The sequence below is a fragment of the Reticulibacter mediterranei genome (genome assembly GCF_016587455.1).
Genome location: NZ_BNJK01000001.1, coordinates 6,521,357 through 6,536,047 on the forward strand (window position 1 = coordinate 6,521,357; position 14,691 = coordinate 6,536,047).

The following is a 14,691-nucleotide window of genomic DNA, read 5'->3' on the forward strand; positions in this document are numbered from 1 at the left end:
CTTGTCTCTTCTTCATCATCGCCTGCACTGGATAACCGCTCACCTTTGAGCGAGGGCACCTAAAACAGGCACCCTGATAATTATATGCCTGACGCAAAAGCATTATAACACTATGCTTTGCGTTTCTTGATCTCCTCTATCAGAGTGGGCAGGATCGTCAACGCGTCGCCGACCACACCAAGATCCGCGATTTGTAGAATTGGCGCGTGTTCATCTTTATTGATGGCGACGATGTATTTAGAACCCTTCATGCCGGCGAGGTGCTGAATCGCGCCGCTGATGCCACAGGCAATATAGAGCGTGGGCTTGACGGTTTTGCCGGTTTGTCCGACCTGATAGCTATAGGGAAGCCAGCCAGCATCCACAATCGCACGTGTGGCACCCGGAGCGCCACCTAATGCGCTGGCAAGTTCTTCAACCAGACGATAATTTTCCGCTTTGCCCAATCCGCGTCCACCGCTAACAACGACGTTGGCATCTTCCAGAGCCGGGCCTTCGCTGGCAACCTCAACGGTATCAAGAACTTTGATGGCCTGTGCCTGAGTGCTGAAAGAGACGTTGAGCGTTTCGATTTCGGCCTGCCGACCTTCATAGCGTTCCAGCGAGAACGCTTTGGGGCGCACCAGAACAATACCAGTACCACCATGAGGATGCGTGGCCGTCACGACGTTTTCGCCACCCCAGGGAACCGTCACCTGCACGCTCTCGCCATCAAACGTCAGGTCCGTTGCATCGGTAATCAGGCCGAGGTTGTTGCGCACCATCAAGCGAGCCGCGATATCGCGCAATTCATACGTGGTAGCAAGCAGGAGCAGTGCGGGTTGATGTTGCTGTAGCAAGTTGCTCAGGGCTTCAACGGCAGGTAGCGTCAGATAGTTATCGTAGGTAGCTTCGGCGTGTACATATACCTTTTCAGCGCCATACTCGCCCAGCGTTGGCGCAACCTCAGTTGCAGCTGCACCCAGTACAATCGCCTCGGCGCGTCCAAGCTTTGCCGCCTTCCCCAATACTTCCAGTGATGAGCGCACCGGTTGACCGTTTTCTAGCTCTATCAACACCCAGATCATCTTTGACATGTTGTGCTTCTCCTCACTTAAAGTAACTGATAACGCTGTAAGAAATCGCCGATTTTCTGTGCCGCACTGCCATCGTCCTTAATGATCTGACCGGCTGCGCGTGCTTCCGCTTTCCCAACGGTCAGGATGCGCTCGCGGGCACCAGCATCGCCAACCTGCGAGGCGTCGATGCCCAGATCGGCAATCTTTAACTGGCTGAATGGCTTCTTTCTGGCTCCCATGATGCCTTTCATTGTGGGGTAAATAGCGTCAAACGAGCCGCTGGCAATCGTGACGAGCGCGGGCAATGTGGTCTCGACGGTTTTATAGCCGGTGGGGATGACGCGTTTGATCACCGCTTTTGTGCCCTCCACCTTGATTTCGCGGGCAAAGGTTAGCTGTGGGATGCCCAGAAACTCGGCGATGCCGCCGGGAACCATGCCGGTATAGCCATCGGTACTCTCGGTCGAGCAGAAGATCAGGTCTGCTCCTTCCTTTTTAATCACGCTTGCCAGTACGCGTGCAGTTGCCAAGGCATCGGAGCCAGCCAGCGCGGAATCAGTCACTAGAATAGCACGGTCGGCCCCCATCGCCAGGGCGCGGCGCATCCCCTCTTGAGCGCTGGTTGGACCCATGCTCAGGGCGATCAGTTCGCTATTGCCAAGTGTATCACGGAGCTTGATTGCGGCGGAGATCGTGCTTTCGTCTCCCGGATCAAGGATGAGCGAGACACCGGTGCGCACGAGATGTTTTGTATCTAGATCGAGCTTACTGACAGTGGTGTTCGGGTCAGGTACTTGTTTTATGCAGACAATAATCTTCATTGGTAATGTACCTCGTCTTTTGATGTTGTAGGACGTAGGAAGGCAGGAAACAACAGTGTTTCCCATTGTTTCCTTATTGTACCTGCCGCAAAAAGAGGGTGTCAATGTAACCAGCTAACAGCCAGCTGCCTTTCAGTTTACGCGAAATAGAAAGAAGAGAAGATCTTGCCATCTCGCACGCAAGATCCTCTCTCGTGACGGACGCCTTATCTAGAAGGCAGCGGTGCCGTTGGGTGTGCCAAGTCCGGTCGGACCATCGTAACCGGATTTGGCGGTACAGAGATAGGAGCCGCCGCAACTGCCATTGCTCCCGCTCGTCACGTCGTATAGATTGCCAGTGTGGCTATAGAGCGACGAGGCTGCATTGACGCTGCTGGCGTTTCCTGCCAGGGCATAGACGCTGGCAATGATGGGAGAGGAGACGCTGGTGCCGCCAAAGACCAGCCAGCCACCAACGCCGCCGTACGTATCGTAGACCGAAACGCCGGTGTTCGGATCGGCAATAGCTGATACGTCGGCCACTGTACGTCGGGTACAACCTGTGTCGGTTTGCCAGGTTGGTTTCGTGATATAGGCGCTACAGCCGCTACCAGCGCCACTCCAGGCCGTCTCGGTCCAGCCGCGTGTGGTGCTGCTCTTGCTCAGCGAGGTGCCGCCAACAGCTACGACCGTTTTGTACGCTGCCGGGACTTCGACGCCGTACCCGTCATCGCCGGAGCTGGCTGTAATAACAACTCCTGCGTGGTTGTAGTAGGATGAGTAACTGTTCTCGCTGCTGGACTCGCTCCCACCGTAGCTGTTGCTCACCGTGTTTGCTCCCAGCGATACAGCGGTGTTGACCGCCGTTCCCAGGCTGGTAAACGACGCTGAGGACGATTCGACTAATAAGATATGGCAATTGGGGCAGATGGCGCTTACCATATCCAGATCAAGCGAGATCTCTTCCGCCCAACCGGTGTTGCTGCTGGGATAGCTGGTGCCGCCGTTCTGATTGACCTTTTTGAAGCAGCCATTGGCCGCTGTACAGGCTGGCAGGCCAAATTGTGCGCGGTAAACGGCCAGGTCCGTTTCCGCATTAGGATCGTTGTATGCATCCACAATCGCGACCGTTTGCCCGTTCCCGCCAGTCGAGGTGGGCAGATTGTAAGCGGATTGCAGATCAGATGGATTTAAGCCGCCAGGAGCGCTTGCATTGGGCGTCACTTCCTGATTAGTGGCGTTGGTCATACTGTCGAGCTGAATTGCGAAACACTGTGCAAAATTGAGAACGGTGGCGCTACAAACACGATGAGAACGGAATACAGGCGTATGCTGCTGTGCTAACACCGGTGCGGAGGCGCTTAGCAGGCCAAAAGATATAAGGAATGCTAAGCAAAAAGCTGTGGAGAAAAAACGTCTCAAGTGTGTTTTCCCTTTCTTTTAAATCAACATGACAACTGCTCATACCTTCGACCTTAGGAGGCGGAATAATCTCATATGAGCTTGTTGTACTGCAAAAAAGAATACAAGGAAAGTGAGAAAACAGGCATAGAGGCGTATAGGAATGCGAGATGACATCCATGCCCAAAGAGTAATACATCCCTGTCAGCATAATCTAGAGCAAACACTGCATTGTCCCTGAGTCGTTATTCATCGTTTAAATCCGACTCTACAATATAGTGTGGCACCTTGCTCCTAAGAAGAATTATAAGCATAAACGCGTAAATGTCAATACTTACAGGTAAATTCGGTCAAGAGCAAAAGAATACGTTTGCTATCTACTTGAATCCTGAGATAAGATGAAAGAGACGAAAAAATCTTGTTCTGTTCAAGGAAGGAATAGTAGTCATGGAAACACGGCAGTTAGGCAATAGTGATTTGCAGATTACCCCGCTCGGTTTTGGGACGTTTGCACTGGGTGGCGTGGGCTGGGCAGCTTCCTGGGGACCACAGGATGACGATGCATCGGTTGCCAGCATTCAGCGCGCGCTTGATTTAGGCATGAACTGGATCGATACAGCGGCTATTTACGGCGTGGGCCATGCTGAAGAAGTGGTGGCGCGTGCTGTGAAGGGGCGTGCATCGCGGCCTTATATATTTACTAAATGCTCTCGTATCCCCAATCCTGATGGAACGATTCGCGGCGTCTTGAAGGCAGATTCGATCAGACGCGAGTTGGAAGATAGCTTGCGTCGCTTGCAGGTGGATGTGATCGATCTGTATCAAATTCACTGGCCCAATCCTGACGAGGATATTGAAGAGGGATGGACCACGCTGGCTCAGTTGAAGGCAGAGGGGAAGGTGCGTCATATTGGTGTCTCGAACTTCAATGCCGATCAGTTGCGGCGCGCACAGGCGATTGCTCCCATTACATCCTTGCAGCCACCCTATTCGCTGAATCGACGTGAGATTGAGAAGGATGTGCTGGATTTCTGCCTGAAGAACAATATTGGCGTCATTGTCTATTCTCCAATGGCTTCGGGCTTGCTCACTGGCAAGTGGACGACCGAGCGCGTGAAAAGCCTGCCCTCATCGGATTGGCGCTCCCGTAGCCCGGAGTTTCAGGAGCCGCGTTTCTCGCGCAACCTTGAACTGGCGAAGCTGTTGCAGAACATCGGTGAGCGGCACAATCAAAACGCTGGCGCAGTCGCGATTGCCTGGACGCTCCGCCATCCCGCTGTCACTGGCGCTATCGTTGGTGGCCGCCATCCTGAGCAGGTCGATGAGATCATCGGGGCCGGTGATTTCAGGCTCAATCAGGAGGAACTGGCAGAGATCGAGCGCTTTGTACAGGAGCATCCATAGGCCTATATTGAGAAGGGGAGAGCGTTCGCGAGGGCGTTCTCTCTTTCTATTGTTTGTCCTGCCGTGCCCGTTGCCGTCCAGTCCTGATTGCAAAGAAGACGGCCAGCAGACCGGCAAAACACAATGGGAGGCCCATAGCAGAACTACCTGTCCTCATCCACAGAATGGCACCTACCATTTCGAGGATAAGGCCACCCACAAACAGGACCGTAATGCCCAGCGGCGACGTTTCAAATTGGTTGTGCACTTCCTGCCGTTCATACACCAGTGCAGGGCTGCTCACCTGCTCTTCTGATGTGGCTTCCAGGGTCGGAGAGGGCACCTGTTCTTCTGATGTGGTCTCGATGGCCGAATGTAAGGCGCTATATAGCTCCTCGATCTTCTGGCGAGAGGCGCGAACATAGACTTTTCGCCGCCCCGAGTTGATCTGTAGCTCGCGAAACAATGGTTCAAAGCTTTTTTTGCGTAGGGAGACACCCGTAATAGAGGAGAGGGGAAGGGCATCGAGGAAGAGACGTTCGCGGGGAAAGCTCACGAAATAGTAGCCAAAGAGCCGTTGATTAGTCAGTACGATATCGCAGGCCGTACTCGCGTTCCCCTGTCCAGCATCCCATATGCCCGGAATCGTGGCGAGCGGCTGTTCATCCTCCTGTAAATGTTTGCGCAATCCTTTTAGATTCGCCAGTATTTTTTCGGCTACAGTGGCCTTGCCAGGCATAATATGATCTCCTCTCTTTGTCTGGAGGCATTATAGCACAGAGTCTCTCCAGAGAGCAGACGAATGGCGGCAGAAATTGGTAGAATGAAGGGGAAAGGATTTCGCCCGATGAGCTACGAGAAAACCTATGGAGATATGGAGTTAAGATGACACAACAACCAGAGAGCAGTGCCGATGTTGCAGCACAGAAGCGAAAAGGCTTGATCAGTAAGAGAGTTACTGATCATCTGGCGAATGAGCGCACGTTCCTGGCCTGGATGCGTACGGGATTGGCGACGATCACGTTTGGCTTTGTCGTTGAACGCTTTGGCCTGCTGCTACGCGAATTGGGCCTGAAGAATGCGCCGGTTCCTCTGACTACCGTTCATTATTCTTCCGTGCTTGGAATCGCTCTCACGATTCTTGGTGTGATTTTAATTGTGGTGGCGCTTGTTAACTTTTTGCATATTCGCAGCTCCATCGATAAGGAAGATTTTCATCCGCAAGTCGCGTTTGCCGTCCTGTTAACCATTCTGGCAAGCCTGATCGGGATCACGCTTGCCTTTTATCTGTTGACGACGGCATAGGTGCCAAGTGCAATGAGCAAGATTGCTGCTCATTGTTGCTCTTCTAGCGATCGGGCTACCGTATCAGAAATGACCACTACATCATGCCCATACTGTACGATCTTATCGGCTGCGAGTGTGGGATAGTGGCCGGTGAGACGTTCGCGCAGGTTACCCGTTAGCTCCAGGGCAGCGATCTGTATATTGCCCGGGGAACTGATCTCGATGAGGATGTTTCTGATGGTGCCAACCAGTGTCCCTCCCTGGCTCAGTACCCGGTAGTTCTGTATCTCCTTGCCAAATGGGAAGGTGGCCAATCCTTTATCGCTTTCCTTTAACAGCGCATCTTCATTTAAGAAGGTGACTGCATGCTCTCCCAACCCATTGACAGTACTTGTCGGAAGGAGATGATGACCAAAGAGACCAGTTTTTACCTGAAATGCATGTATGATGCCACTTTGAGGATCGAAAAGAAAATCGTCAACGGTGCCGACCTTTTTTCCTGTATCGATGGCGACGGCGGCCAGACCTGCAATGTCGCTCCATTTGTGGATAGTTGGACTGCTCTCCATATGCATGCTCCCTGCCCGGTGTATTCTTCGTTGAGGGCAGGCCCGTTGCTTGCTCTAGAACGGACCTGCTATGTGTTACACGCTATTACTAACGTGAGGGCTTCAATAGTTTATGATAGAGTCCCAAAAGCAGAAAAGTGGGAGGCCACTGCCCGACAAAGATGCTCCAGTCTTTCCTATCTGACAGGAACAGGATAGCAGATGTGATAATGGAGCCAAGCGCAGCCCAGTACCACACCTGTGCAGGAATCTGGTCGGTGAGAGTGAAGTACTGTTCCTGAGCGTCGGTTGCTCCTGTCGATGGAGGAATGTCAATTTTTGCCATGTCGTATTTTCCTTTCGTACTATTATTCGCATTCTTTTACCGAAAACACATATTTCTGGCGTCTCATAACCTACCCAACACACGTTTTTGCTAATAACAAGGATACAATCTTTAACCTTGAACAACCTGTGCCTTTGACTTTCTGCGAGAGACGTTTTACTATCTTTAGCGAAGATATATCATCTCTCACTTATCTCTGTTGGCGCTTGGAAGCCAGGAAAGAAGATCAAATGAAAGACGCTGCATCTCAGCCTGCATGGAAGGTGTGGGTGAAAACGAGCCGCCCCTTTACCTTGACGGCCTCGCTTAGCCCGGTGCTGGTGGGGACCGCTATTGCAGGGTATGAAGGAACATTTCACATCGTCACGTTTCTGGTGACGCTGTTGTCGTGCCTGTGTTTGCAAATTGGCACCAATTACTTTAATGAATACTTCGATTATCGCTATGGCCTAGATCACGAGGGATCATTGGGTGCATCGACCGTGATCTTTCGTCAGGAGATGACGGCGGCTCAGGTGCTTGGTGGCGGAATCGCATGCTTTGCCGTTGCAACCTTGTTGGGGATCGTCCTCATTTTTCTCGTGGGTCCGGCAATCATCCTTTTCGGCCTGGGTGGTATGCTGATTGCGTACTTCTATAGCGCCCGACCCTTCAAATTCGCCAGTCGCGGACTTGGCGATATTCTGGTCTATATCGCGATGGGCTTTTTGATGACCTGGGGATCGTACTATGTGCAGATTCATCAATGGTCTTGGAGAGCGTTTGCCGCTAGCGTGCCCGTTGGCCTGCTGATTACGGCTATTTTGAATATGAATAATGTGCGTGACTACCAGGATGATCGGGCCGTCAACAAGAAAACGCTGCCTGTGCGCTTCGGCCTGAGATTTGGGCAGCGCTACCATGCCGTCCTGTTGATCGGTAGCTATGTAGCCGCCACCATCTTTGCTCTGACCGGCATTCTCCCCCTCTATGCGTTAGCTGTCTGGCTGACCTTTCCATTGGCGTTTACCAACGTACGTTCTGTGCTGACTGCAACGGATCGCAGCGCTTTTATCATCGGCATCAAGCGCACATCTATGCTGCAATTCCAGTTTAGCATTGTCCTCTCGCTTGCCATCGTTGTTGCCACTGTGCTTTCAGCCAGAGTTTGATAACGACCCATATATCGTAGTCGAGATTTATCACAGAGCGCTTGTCATGTGGTCTCCCCCGCGATAAATCGCTCGACTACAACATAGAATATCCCCTTCTCAGCGCTGAGAAGGGGATATTCTATGTCAACCGTGACAACGTTTGGCCTGATGTGATAAGTTAGTAGGTTAGGAAGCTGAAATGCGAGTGCCGTAAGATGTCAGGGCATCTCAAGCCAGTTTGCGAGAAAGGAGAGACTTTACCGGTAAACGCTACGACGGAACTGTACAATGAAGTAATAGTAGTGTCGATATGAATGAGCATAGAGGTATCAGTGGCGTACTGAAGAACGAGGAAGCGAGAACGATCATGAATAGTATCAGGCGCAACATTGTTATCGATACCGGTACAGAGAGGCCGTTGAGTCGTCGCGAGTTTCTTGTAGCGACTGCGGCAACGACAGGGACGTTTATGCTGGCTGCTTGTGGTAATTCAGGCACAACTCCTGGCACATCTCAGACAGGAGGCTCATCGTCGGCCACCAAGAAATATACGCTGGCGCTGATTGTGGGGGTCAAAGGCGATCCTTTTTATGTGACGATGCAGAAGGGGGCGCAGGCACAGGCCGATAAACTGGGGGTTACGCTGGTTGTGGATGGACCGACACAATTTAAGGATACCTTGCAAGTGCCCATTGTGGATGCGCTGACTGCTAAAAAGGTGGATGTGATCATCATTGCAGCCTGCGATAAACAATCTCTGATTGCTCCATTGCAGCGGGCAAACGATCAGGGTATCAAGGTTATTTCAGTGGATACCTTTATCGGTGATGGCGATTACACCAACGGTCCGATCAAATTTCCTCTCTCCTATATTGGTTCCGATAATGTTCAGGGCGGGAATATTGCGGGTCAGGCCTTGATTAAAGCCATTGGCGGGAAAGGGAGCATCTATATCCAGAACGTCACGCCAGGCATCAGTACCACCGATCAACGCGAGCAGGGCTGCAAGGAAGCTATTACCGCGACCAACGGAGCCATAAAGCTGGTAGGCGTAGACTATAACAACGATAGCGCCGCCAAAGCGACCCAACAAACTGCCGCGATGCTGCAAAGAATCTCCAATCTCTCCGGCATTTTTGGTACGAACCTCTTCAGTGCTGAAGGTGCCGCGCAAGCCGTCAAAAATGCCAATAAGCAGGGTCAGATCAAGATTGCCAATTTCGATGCGCCGGAGCAGGCGATTGCCGATTTGCGCAGCGGGGTTGTTGACCTCGTGATTGCCCAGAAACCAGCCGATATGGGCAGTACAGCTGTTCAATATGCCTTTGATGCGCTTAATGGCAATATGAGCAACATCAAGAAGCGCGTACCGACTGGTTATGTGGTCATCGACAAAACCAATGTTGATACGCCTGATGCTCAAAGTGCAATCTATAAGAGCAGCTAGTTTCTGGAGCAACCCTCCTCATCGTCGTGCATGCAGTGCGGAGCGATGGGTTGGTGGTTTGTGATGATCGCTTGTTCTCTCCCGCATCGCTTCGCCTGCTTTATTTGGGAAGAAGTGACAAAGATGCAACTGGCAAAAACGTTCTCGCAATCGACGCGACGCCCACTGGAGTTGATAAGTAAACTGTGGTCCTGGCTGTTCTTGTTCTGCCTGATCGTCTTTTTCTCGCTGGCCGGACCAGGGTTTTTTGATCTCTTCAATTTTCAGAGCATCGGCGCAAATATGGCGATTGCTCTGATTATGGCGTTGGGGCAAACATTTGTTATCATTGCGGGCGGTATAGATCTTTCTACTGGCTTTGTCATGGGCCTGTCATCGGTCGTGGCTGCTTTGACCATTACGCGCCTCAATCCGGCTACCCCCTTGCCTTTGTTGGTACTAGGTGGCATTGGAGCCGGTCTCGCGGCTGGTCTGATACCTGGTCTGATTAATGGCTGGCTTATCGCTCGTTTGCGCGTCCCACCGTTTATCGTGACGCTGGGCATGCTTGGCATTGCCGAAGGGATCGGTTTCATTTTTTCTGGCGGTGGGCAACCTGTGAGCGTACAGGTGAACGGCATTGGGCAATTGGGCAATGGCTATCTTGCCTACTACGTGCCAAACGCCGGCCTGAGCTTCTTTCATCTGCCAACTCCGCTCCCTCCTGGTGTTCGGCCTCGCGATATTGTGAATATTTTGCCCTATCCACTGGTCGCGCTCGTGGTGCTGGTTATCATCTGTCACTGGTTGTTGAGCAGCACGCGCTTTGGACGCCATACTTATGCGGTGGGAGGCAGTTCCCAGGCCGCATTACGTGCAGGAATCCCTGTGGTACGTCATACAATTATGATTTACCTGCTCTCATCACTGCTGGCCGCTATTGCAGGTATCCTATATGTTTTTCGCTATACCAATGGTGAGGCCAGTTCGGGTGATCCGCTCTTGCTCGAATCGATTGCAGCGGTGGTCATTGGTGGAGCGTCACTCTATGGAGGCGAAGGCACGATCATTGGCACGTTGATTGGAGCGCTGATTATCGCTATCATTCAAAATGGGTTGGTGATCATTGCTGTTGATCCATACTGGCAGTATGTCGCAGTTGGCGCTGTGATTATTCTGGCGGTGCTGGTCGATCAGGCCAGACGGCGCGTTGAAGCATAGGACGAAGAGCAGGAGGTGGCAGCTATGGCGAAGCCTGTTTTGCAGGTGAGAAATCTCTACAAGCATTTCGGTGGTCTGGTAGCGGTGGATCAGGTGAGCATGGAGGTCTATCCAGGCGAGGTAGTAGGTCTGTTGGGAGATAATGGAGCGGGCAAATCAACTTTGATTAAGCTTATTTCTGGGGTGCATCGGCCTGATGGTGGGCAGGTGATCTTCGATCAGCGAGAAGTCACGCTTGCATCGCCGTTGGAGGCACGCAAGCTAGGTATAGAGACGATTTACCAGGATCTTGCGCTCTGTGAGAATCTGGATGCCAGCGCGAATATTTTCCTGGGCCGCGAGCCGCTGCGCCGTCACCTGGGGCTTTTCAAAGAGCTAGATTCGGCGTATATGCTCAGGGAATCGCATAAGATTCTGGAGCAGCTTGATATCCAGATCCCCGACTTGCGCCGCCCAATTCGTCAGCTATCGGGAGGACAGCGGCAGGCTGTCTCGATTGCCCGCGCGGTCTACTGGAATGCTCGCTTAATGATTATGGATGAACCAACCGCCGCTCTCGGGGTGCCGGAGCAACTCAAAGTGTTGCAGCTTATCCGTACGTTGCGAGAACAAGGCGTGCCTGTCATCGTAATTAGCCATAATTTGCAGGATGTATTTGCGACCGCTGATCGCATCGTGGTGATGCGGCGTGGCAAAAAAGTTGGAGAACGTGCGATTGCAGAGACGAATAACAACGAAATCGTCGGTTTAATGGTTGGTTCAGACGTGCAACTATAACTCATCTTTGCTTGACATTCCAGCAAAAGCTATGTATCCTTGTATCTAGATTTAGATGATCTGTCCAGATTTAGAAATATGGAAATAGTGTCGTAGTCGAGCAATGTATCGCGGGGGGCAACGCCACAGACGCTTCAAACCTCCGCGATACATTGCTCGACTACGACATAAGGTTTATTTAAAGAACAAGGAGGGGAGAGCGGGTGAAGATCGAACCGTTTGCGCTTGAACGCTGGATGTCTGGCTATGAAATGCTGGTGGAGTGCGACTTGAGCGTTGGTGGGATTACGTCATTGACCATGAATGATCTGCTGGCACTGGAACCGGCCGCGCAGCGTGAACAGATACTTGATGGTCTGTTGGGAGCACGTCTGGGCTATAGCGAGGCGCGGGGTTCGCTGGAATTGCGCTCGGCTATTGCAGCCACCTATCGCAACTGTGGCCCGGAAAATATCCTTGTTACGACGGGGGCCATTGAAGCTAACTTTCTTCTCCTCAACGTCCTGCTAAACGCCGGCGATAGTGTTGTCGCGCCCGACCCCGCCTATCAGCAGCTTGCCAGCGTGCCACGCGCGATTGGTTGTGACGTTGCCCTCTGGAAGACTCGCCCTGAGAACGGTTTCCGTTACGATCTGCGCGAACTTGAACAACTGGTAACGCCACGAACGCGTCTGATCGTCGTCAACATTCCCCACAATCCGACTGGTGCTATTCTGCTCGAAGAAGAATTGAGGCATGTTTATGCTCTTGCCGAGTCGGTGGGGGCGCTCGTTCTCTGCGATGAGACCTATCGCTGGCTTGCTCTTGAAGGGAGCGATCCCTGCGCACCTCCCGTGTTCGATCTTGGTCCAGCTGGTATCAGCGTTGGTACACTCTCCAAGACGTTTGGCCTGCCCGGACTACGCATAGGTTGGATCGTCGCTCCTGAGCCGATTGTGCAAGCATGCTGGGCGATGCGCGATTATATTTCGCTCTGCCCCGGCACATTGAGCGATGCGCTGGCCTGTATCGCGTTTCGCCACCGTGAGCGCATTATGGCGCGCAATCAGGCGATCATTCAACAGAATCTTCAGATTGTGCAGGACTGGCTACAACAACAGCGTGGCGTCTTCTCCTGGCAACCGCCGCGTGGTGGGTTGCTCTCGATGATCCACTGCAACCTCGCTATGCCGTCGCTTGAGTTTGCAAACAGGCTGGCCGAGGAGTATAAAGTAATGTTTGTGCCGGGGATCAAATTTGGCTTTGAACATTATTTCCGCCTGGGACTCGGGCAACGTTCTGCGGTCTTCACCGAAGGACTGCAACGCACGAGTGCTTTTGTTGCTCAGTTACAGGCATCTGGCGTATCATCCATCGCGTGATGCAACATTTATTGCGAAATTAGATGATTTATCGGTAAAAATAAGGTCGGCGTCATTGGACCTGTTGTACGTAATGTTGCGTAGCTGTCGTTGCTCTTACTCTACATTTTTAAGGTTCTACCACATTCTATTTTTCAAAGGAGGCAACCTGTTATGCACTTATCTTCCTTCTTTTCTCGTAAGCGATCATACGTGATGCTGGCGAGCATGCTTCTTATGCTGCTCCTGACGGCCTGTGGCAATACGAATACTCAGCCCGCATCGCCTCCAAAGACCAGCGTTGCACCTCCGAGCAACCTGATGGTTCCGGGAACATTGAGCGTAGGCAGCGAGTTGACCTATCCGCCAAAGGAGTTTGTGGATACCGCGACCGGCAAACCGACTGGTTTTGATATCGACCTGATTACGGCAATGGCGGACCGTATGGGCCTCAAGACCAATATCGTCTCGACTCGTTTCGATACCATCATCGATGATCTCAACAACAAGCGTTTTGATGTGATCATTTCTGGTATGCATGTTACCCCGGCGCGCGAGCAGAAAGTGGATTTCATCAAGTATGTGCGCTCTGGTGAGTCCTTACTGGTATCAAAGGGAAATCCTGAGAATATCAAGTCATATACCGATCTGTGCGGGAAGAGAGTTGGTGTGCAGGGCGGCACAATTCAGCAAGATCATTTGAATGCGACCAGCACGCAATGCACGAAGAGCGGAAAGGCTCCCCTTGAAATCACCGTGTTGACTAGCCAGAACGAGGTGATCAATCTGCTGGTGAACAAACGTGTGGATGCGACACTCCAGGTCGATGCTGTCTCCTCCTACTACTTGAAGCAAAATTCTGGCACGCTCGAAGTCGCTGGCGAGATCGTCAATGCCGATCCTGAAGGCATTGCGGTACGAAAGGGCGATACATCGATGAATATAGCCATGCAGAAGGCGTTGGATGCCGTGAAAGCCGATGGCACATATAAAAAGCTGCTCGATAAGTGGGGATTGTCGAACGAGGCGATCTGATCGTTGTTTCGTCGAATGATGCGCTTCTGAAGGGATAATCGGGAGCGCATCATCTTTGTGTGTTGTAACAAATGCGGTGAGGGAGCGTAAAGAAATAGAGTAAAGCAGTGAAGCTATCTGTATTGGGAGTTGCCGATGTTTGAAGAGCAGCAGTTGCCGCAGGTGTATGCGTTGCTGGCCCGTATTGCCAGAGCTATCGTTGCGACGGTGGGGTCGCAATGCGAGGTGGTTGTGCATGATTTACGTACCCCTGAGCAGAGCGTCGTGGCAATGAGTGGCAATTTGACCGGGCGAGCTGTTGGTGCCCCAGTCCCGGACCCTGAAATGCTCCCCGGCAATCTCGGCATGTTTCAGGACGATATTCTCCGCGAGCATACCCGTACCTCCTCTGGTAGGCAACTAGTTTCCTCCACCGTCTGGGTGCGCAACGCAAAGGGGCAGATCGTGGGGGCCATCTGCATCAATATGGACTTTAGCGATTTGCGGCGGGCGCGCGACCTGCTGAATCAGGTGCTAGCTGAGCAAACGACGGAAACAACGACGAATGCAAGTTTTGAAACATTTGCAACCTCGCCCCAAGAGTTTGTGGCGATTGCCCTGCGCGGTGCTGTACAAAAGGTTGGAAAGGCCGTTCATCATCTGAATCGGCAGGACAAAATCGAGATTATTCGCGAACTGGAACTGGCTGGCGTCTTCCGTTTTCAGCATGCAATGGATATCGTTATGCAGGAACTCGGGGTGTCGCGGGCGAGTATTTACGCGTATTTGAAAGATATCAGGCAAGAAGAGGGAGAATCATATAACGAGAAACAAGCTTGAAAGCTTAATAATAAATGTATCATATGTAATTATGCTCAGAAATACGCTGATATAGAGAACGGCATAACCTGTGCAAAAACACGTTTTCTGCTAGGATTATTTTCTCCACTGTTCGGT

15 protein-coding genes are annotated in these 14,691 nt (G+C 51.9%); 9 read left to right on the forward strand and 6 right to left on the reverse strand.

What is annotated here, in order from left to right; translation table 11 throughout:
* Window positions 1-110 precede the first annotated feature (110 nt).
* The 3 genes from K3T83_RS28280 to K3T83_RS28290 all read right to left on the reverse strand — a co-directional run bounded on the left by K3T83_RS28280 (window position 111) and on the right by K3T83_RS28290 (window position 3,280).
* Window positions 111-1,076 carry an electron transfer flavoprotein subunit alpha/FixB family protein gene (locus K3T83_RS28280; protein ID WP_220206265.1) on the reverse strand — a complete coding sequence of 322 codons (966 nt, stop codon included), beginning with the start codon at window positions 1,074-1,076 and terminating at the stop codon, window positions 111-113.
* A gap of 17 nt (window positions 1,077-1,093) precedes the next feature.
* A complete protein-coding gene (locus K3T83_RS28285) occupies window positions 1,094-1,879 on the reverse strand; it encodes an electron transfer flavoprotein subunit beta/FixA family protein (RefSeq protein WP_220206266.1) in 786 nt (261 codons plus the stop codon).
* 210 nt (window positions 1,880-2,089) lie between these two features.
* Window positions 2,090-3,280: a S53 family peptidase gene (locus tag K3T83_RS28290; RefSeq protein WP_220206267.1), complete on the reverse strand. Its 1,191-nt coding sequence runs from the start codon at window positions 3,278-3,280 to the stop codon at window positions 2,090-2,092.
* Between the two features lie 426 nt (window positions 3,281-3,706).
* Between K3T83_RS28290 and K3T83_RS28295 the strand changes: the two genes are divergently transcribed.
* Complete coding sequence (locus K3T83_RS28295; RefSeq protein WP_220206268.1) at window positions 3,707-4,663, forward strand: aldo/keto reductase; 957 nt, start codon at window positions 3,707-3,709, stop codon at window positions 4,661-4,663.
* 46 nt (window positions 4,664-4,709) lie between these two features.
* On the opposite strand, the gene K3T83_RS28300 is transcribed toward K3T83_RS28295, so the two are convergent.
* Window positions 4,710-5,381: a hypothetical protein gene (locus K3T83_RS28300; RefSeq protein ID WP_220206269.1), complete on the reverse strand. Its 672-nt coding sequence runs from the start codon at window positions 5,379-5,381 to the stop codon at window positions 4,710-4,712.
* A gap of 146 nt (window positions 5,382-5,527) precedes the next feature.
* Here K3T83_RS28300 and K3T83_RS28305 point away from each other — a divergent pair, with 146 nt between their 5' ends.
* Entirely contained in the window at window positions 5,528-5,947 is a 420-nt protein-coding gene (locus K3T83_RS28305; RefSeq protein WP_220206270.1) for a YidH family protein, read from the forward strand.
* A gap of 29 nt (window positions 5,948-5,976) precedes the next feature.
* Here K3T83_RS28305 and K3T83_RS28310 read toward each other — a convergent pair whose 3' ends face one another.
* Entirely contained in the window at window positions 5,977-6,498 is a 522-nt protein-coding gene (locus K3T83_RS28310; protein WP_220206271.1) for a PRC-barrel domain-containing protein, read from the reverse strand.
* 88 nt (window positions 6,499-6,586) lie between these two features.
* Window positions 6,587-6,823, reverse strand: a complete 237-nt coding sequence (locus K3T83_RS28315) for a hypothetical protein (protein WP_220206272.1) — start codon at window positions 6,821-6,823, stop codon at window positions 6,587-6,589.
* A 230-nt stretch (window positions 6,824-7,053) separates the two neighbouring features.
* Between K3T83_RS28315 and menA the strand changes: the two genes are divergently transcribed.
* The 7 genes from menA to K3T83_RS28350 all read left to right on the forward strand — a co-directional run bounded on the left by menA (window position 7,054) and on the right by K3T83_RS28350 (window position 14,574).
* Window positions 7,054-7,974 carry a 1,4-dihydroxy-2-naphthoate octaprenyltransferase gene (gene menA / locus K3T83_RS28320; protein WP_220206273.1) on the forward strand — a complete coding sequence of 307 codons (921 nt, stop codon included), beginning with the start codon at window positions 7,054-7,056 and terminating at the stop codon, window positions 7,972-7,974.
* A gap of 349 nt (window positions 7,975-8,323) precedes the next feature.
* Window positions 8,324-9,403: an ABC transporter substrate-binding protein gene (locus K3T83_RS28325; RefSeq protein WP_220206274.1), complete on the forward strand. Its 1,080-nt coding sequence runs from the start codon at window positions 8,324-8,326 to the stop codon at window positions 9,401-9,403.
* Window positions 9,404-9,448: 45 nt separating this feature from the next.
* On the forward strand, window positions 9,449-10,603 hold the full coding sequence (locus tag K3T83_RS28330; protein ID WP_220206275.1) for an ABC transporter permease: 1,155 nt from the start codon (window positions 9,449-9,451) through the stop codon (window positions 10,601-10,603).
* A gap of 24 nt (window positions 10,604-10,627) precedes the next feature.
* The gene (locus K3T83_RS28335; RefSeq protein WP_220206276.1) at window positions 10,628-11,380 is read left to right on the forward strand and encodes an ATP-binding cassette domain-containing protein; all 753 of its coding nucleotides are present in this window, start codon (window positions 10,628-10,630) and stop codon (window positions 11,378-11,380) included.
* 203 nt (window positions 11,381-11,583) lie between these two features.
* Window positions 11,584-12,741 carry an aminotransferase class I/II-fold pyridoxal phosphate-dependent enzyme gene (locus K3T83_RS28340; RefSeq protein WP_220206277.1) on the forward strand — a complete coding sequence of 386 codons (1,158 nt, stop codon included), beginning with the start codon at window positions 11,584-11,586 and terminating at the stop codon, window positions 12,739-12,741.
* Between the two features lie 153 nt (window positions 12,742-12,894).
* The gene (locus K3T83_RS28345; protein WP_220206278.1) at window positions 12,895-13,755 is read left to right on the forward strand and encodes an ABC transporter substrate-binding protein; all 861 of its coding nucleotides are present in this window, start codon (window positions 12,895-12,897) and stop codon (window positions 13,753-13,755) included.
* Window positions 13,756-13,890: 135 nt separating this feature from the next.
* Window positions 13,891-14,574 (forward strand): helix-turn-helix transcriptional regulator, encoded by a 684-nt coding sequence (locus K3T83_RS28350; RefSeq protein ID WP_220206279.1) that lies wholly within the window; start codon window positions 13,891-13,893, stop codon window positions 14,572-14,574.
* Window positions 14,575-14,691: the final 117 nt, after the last annotated feature.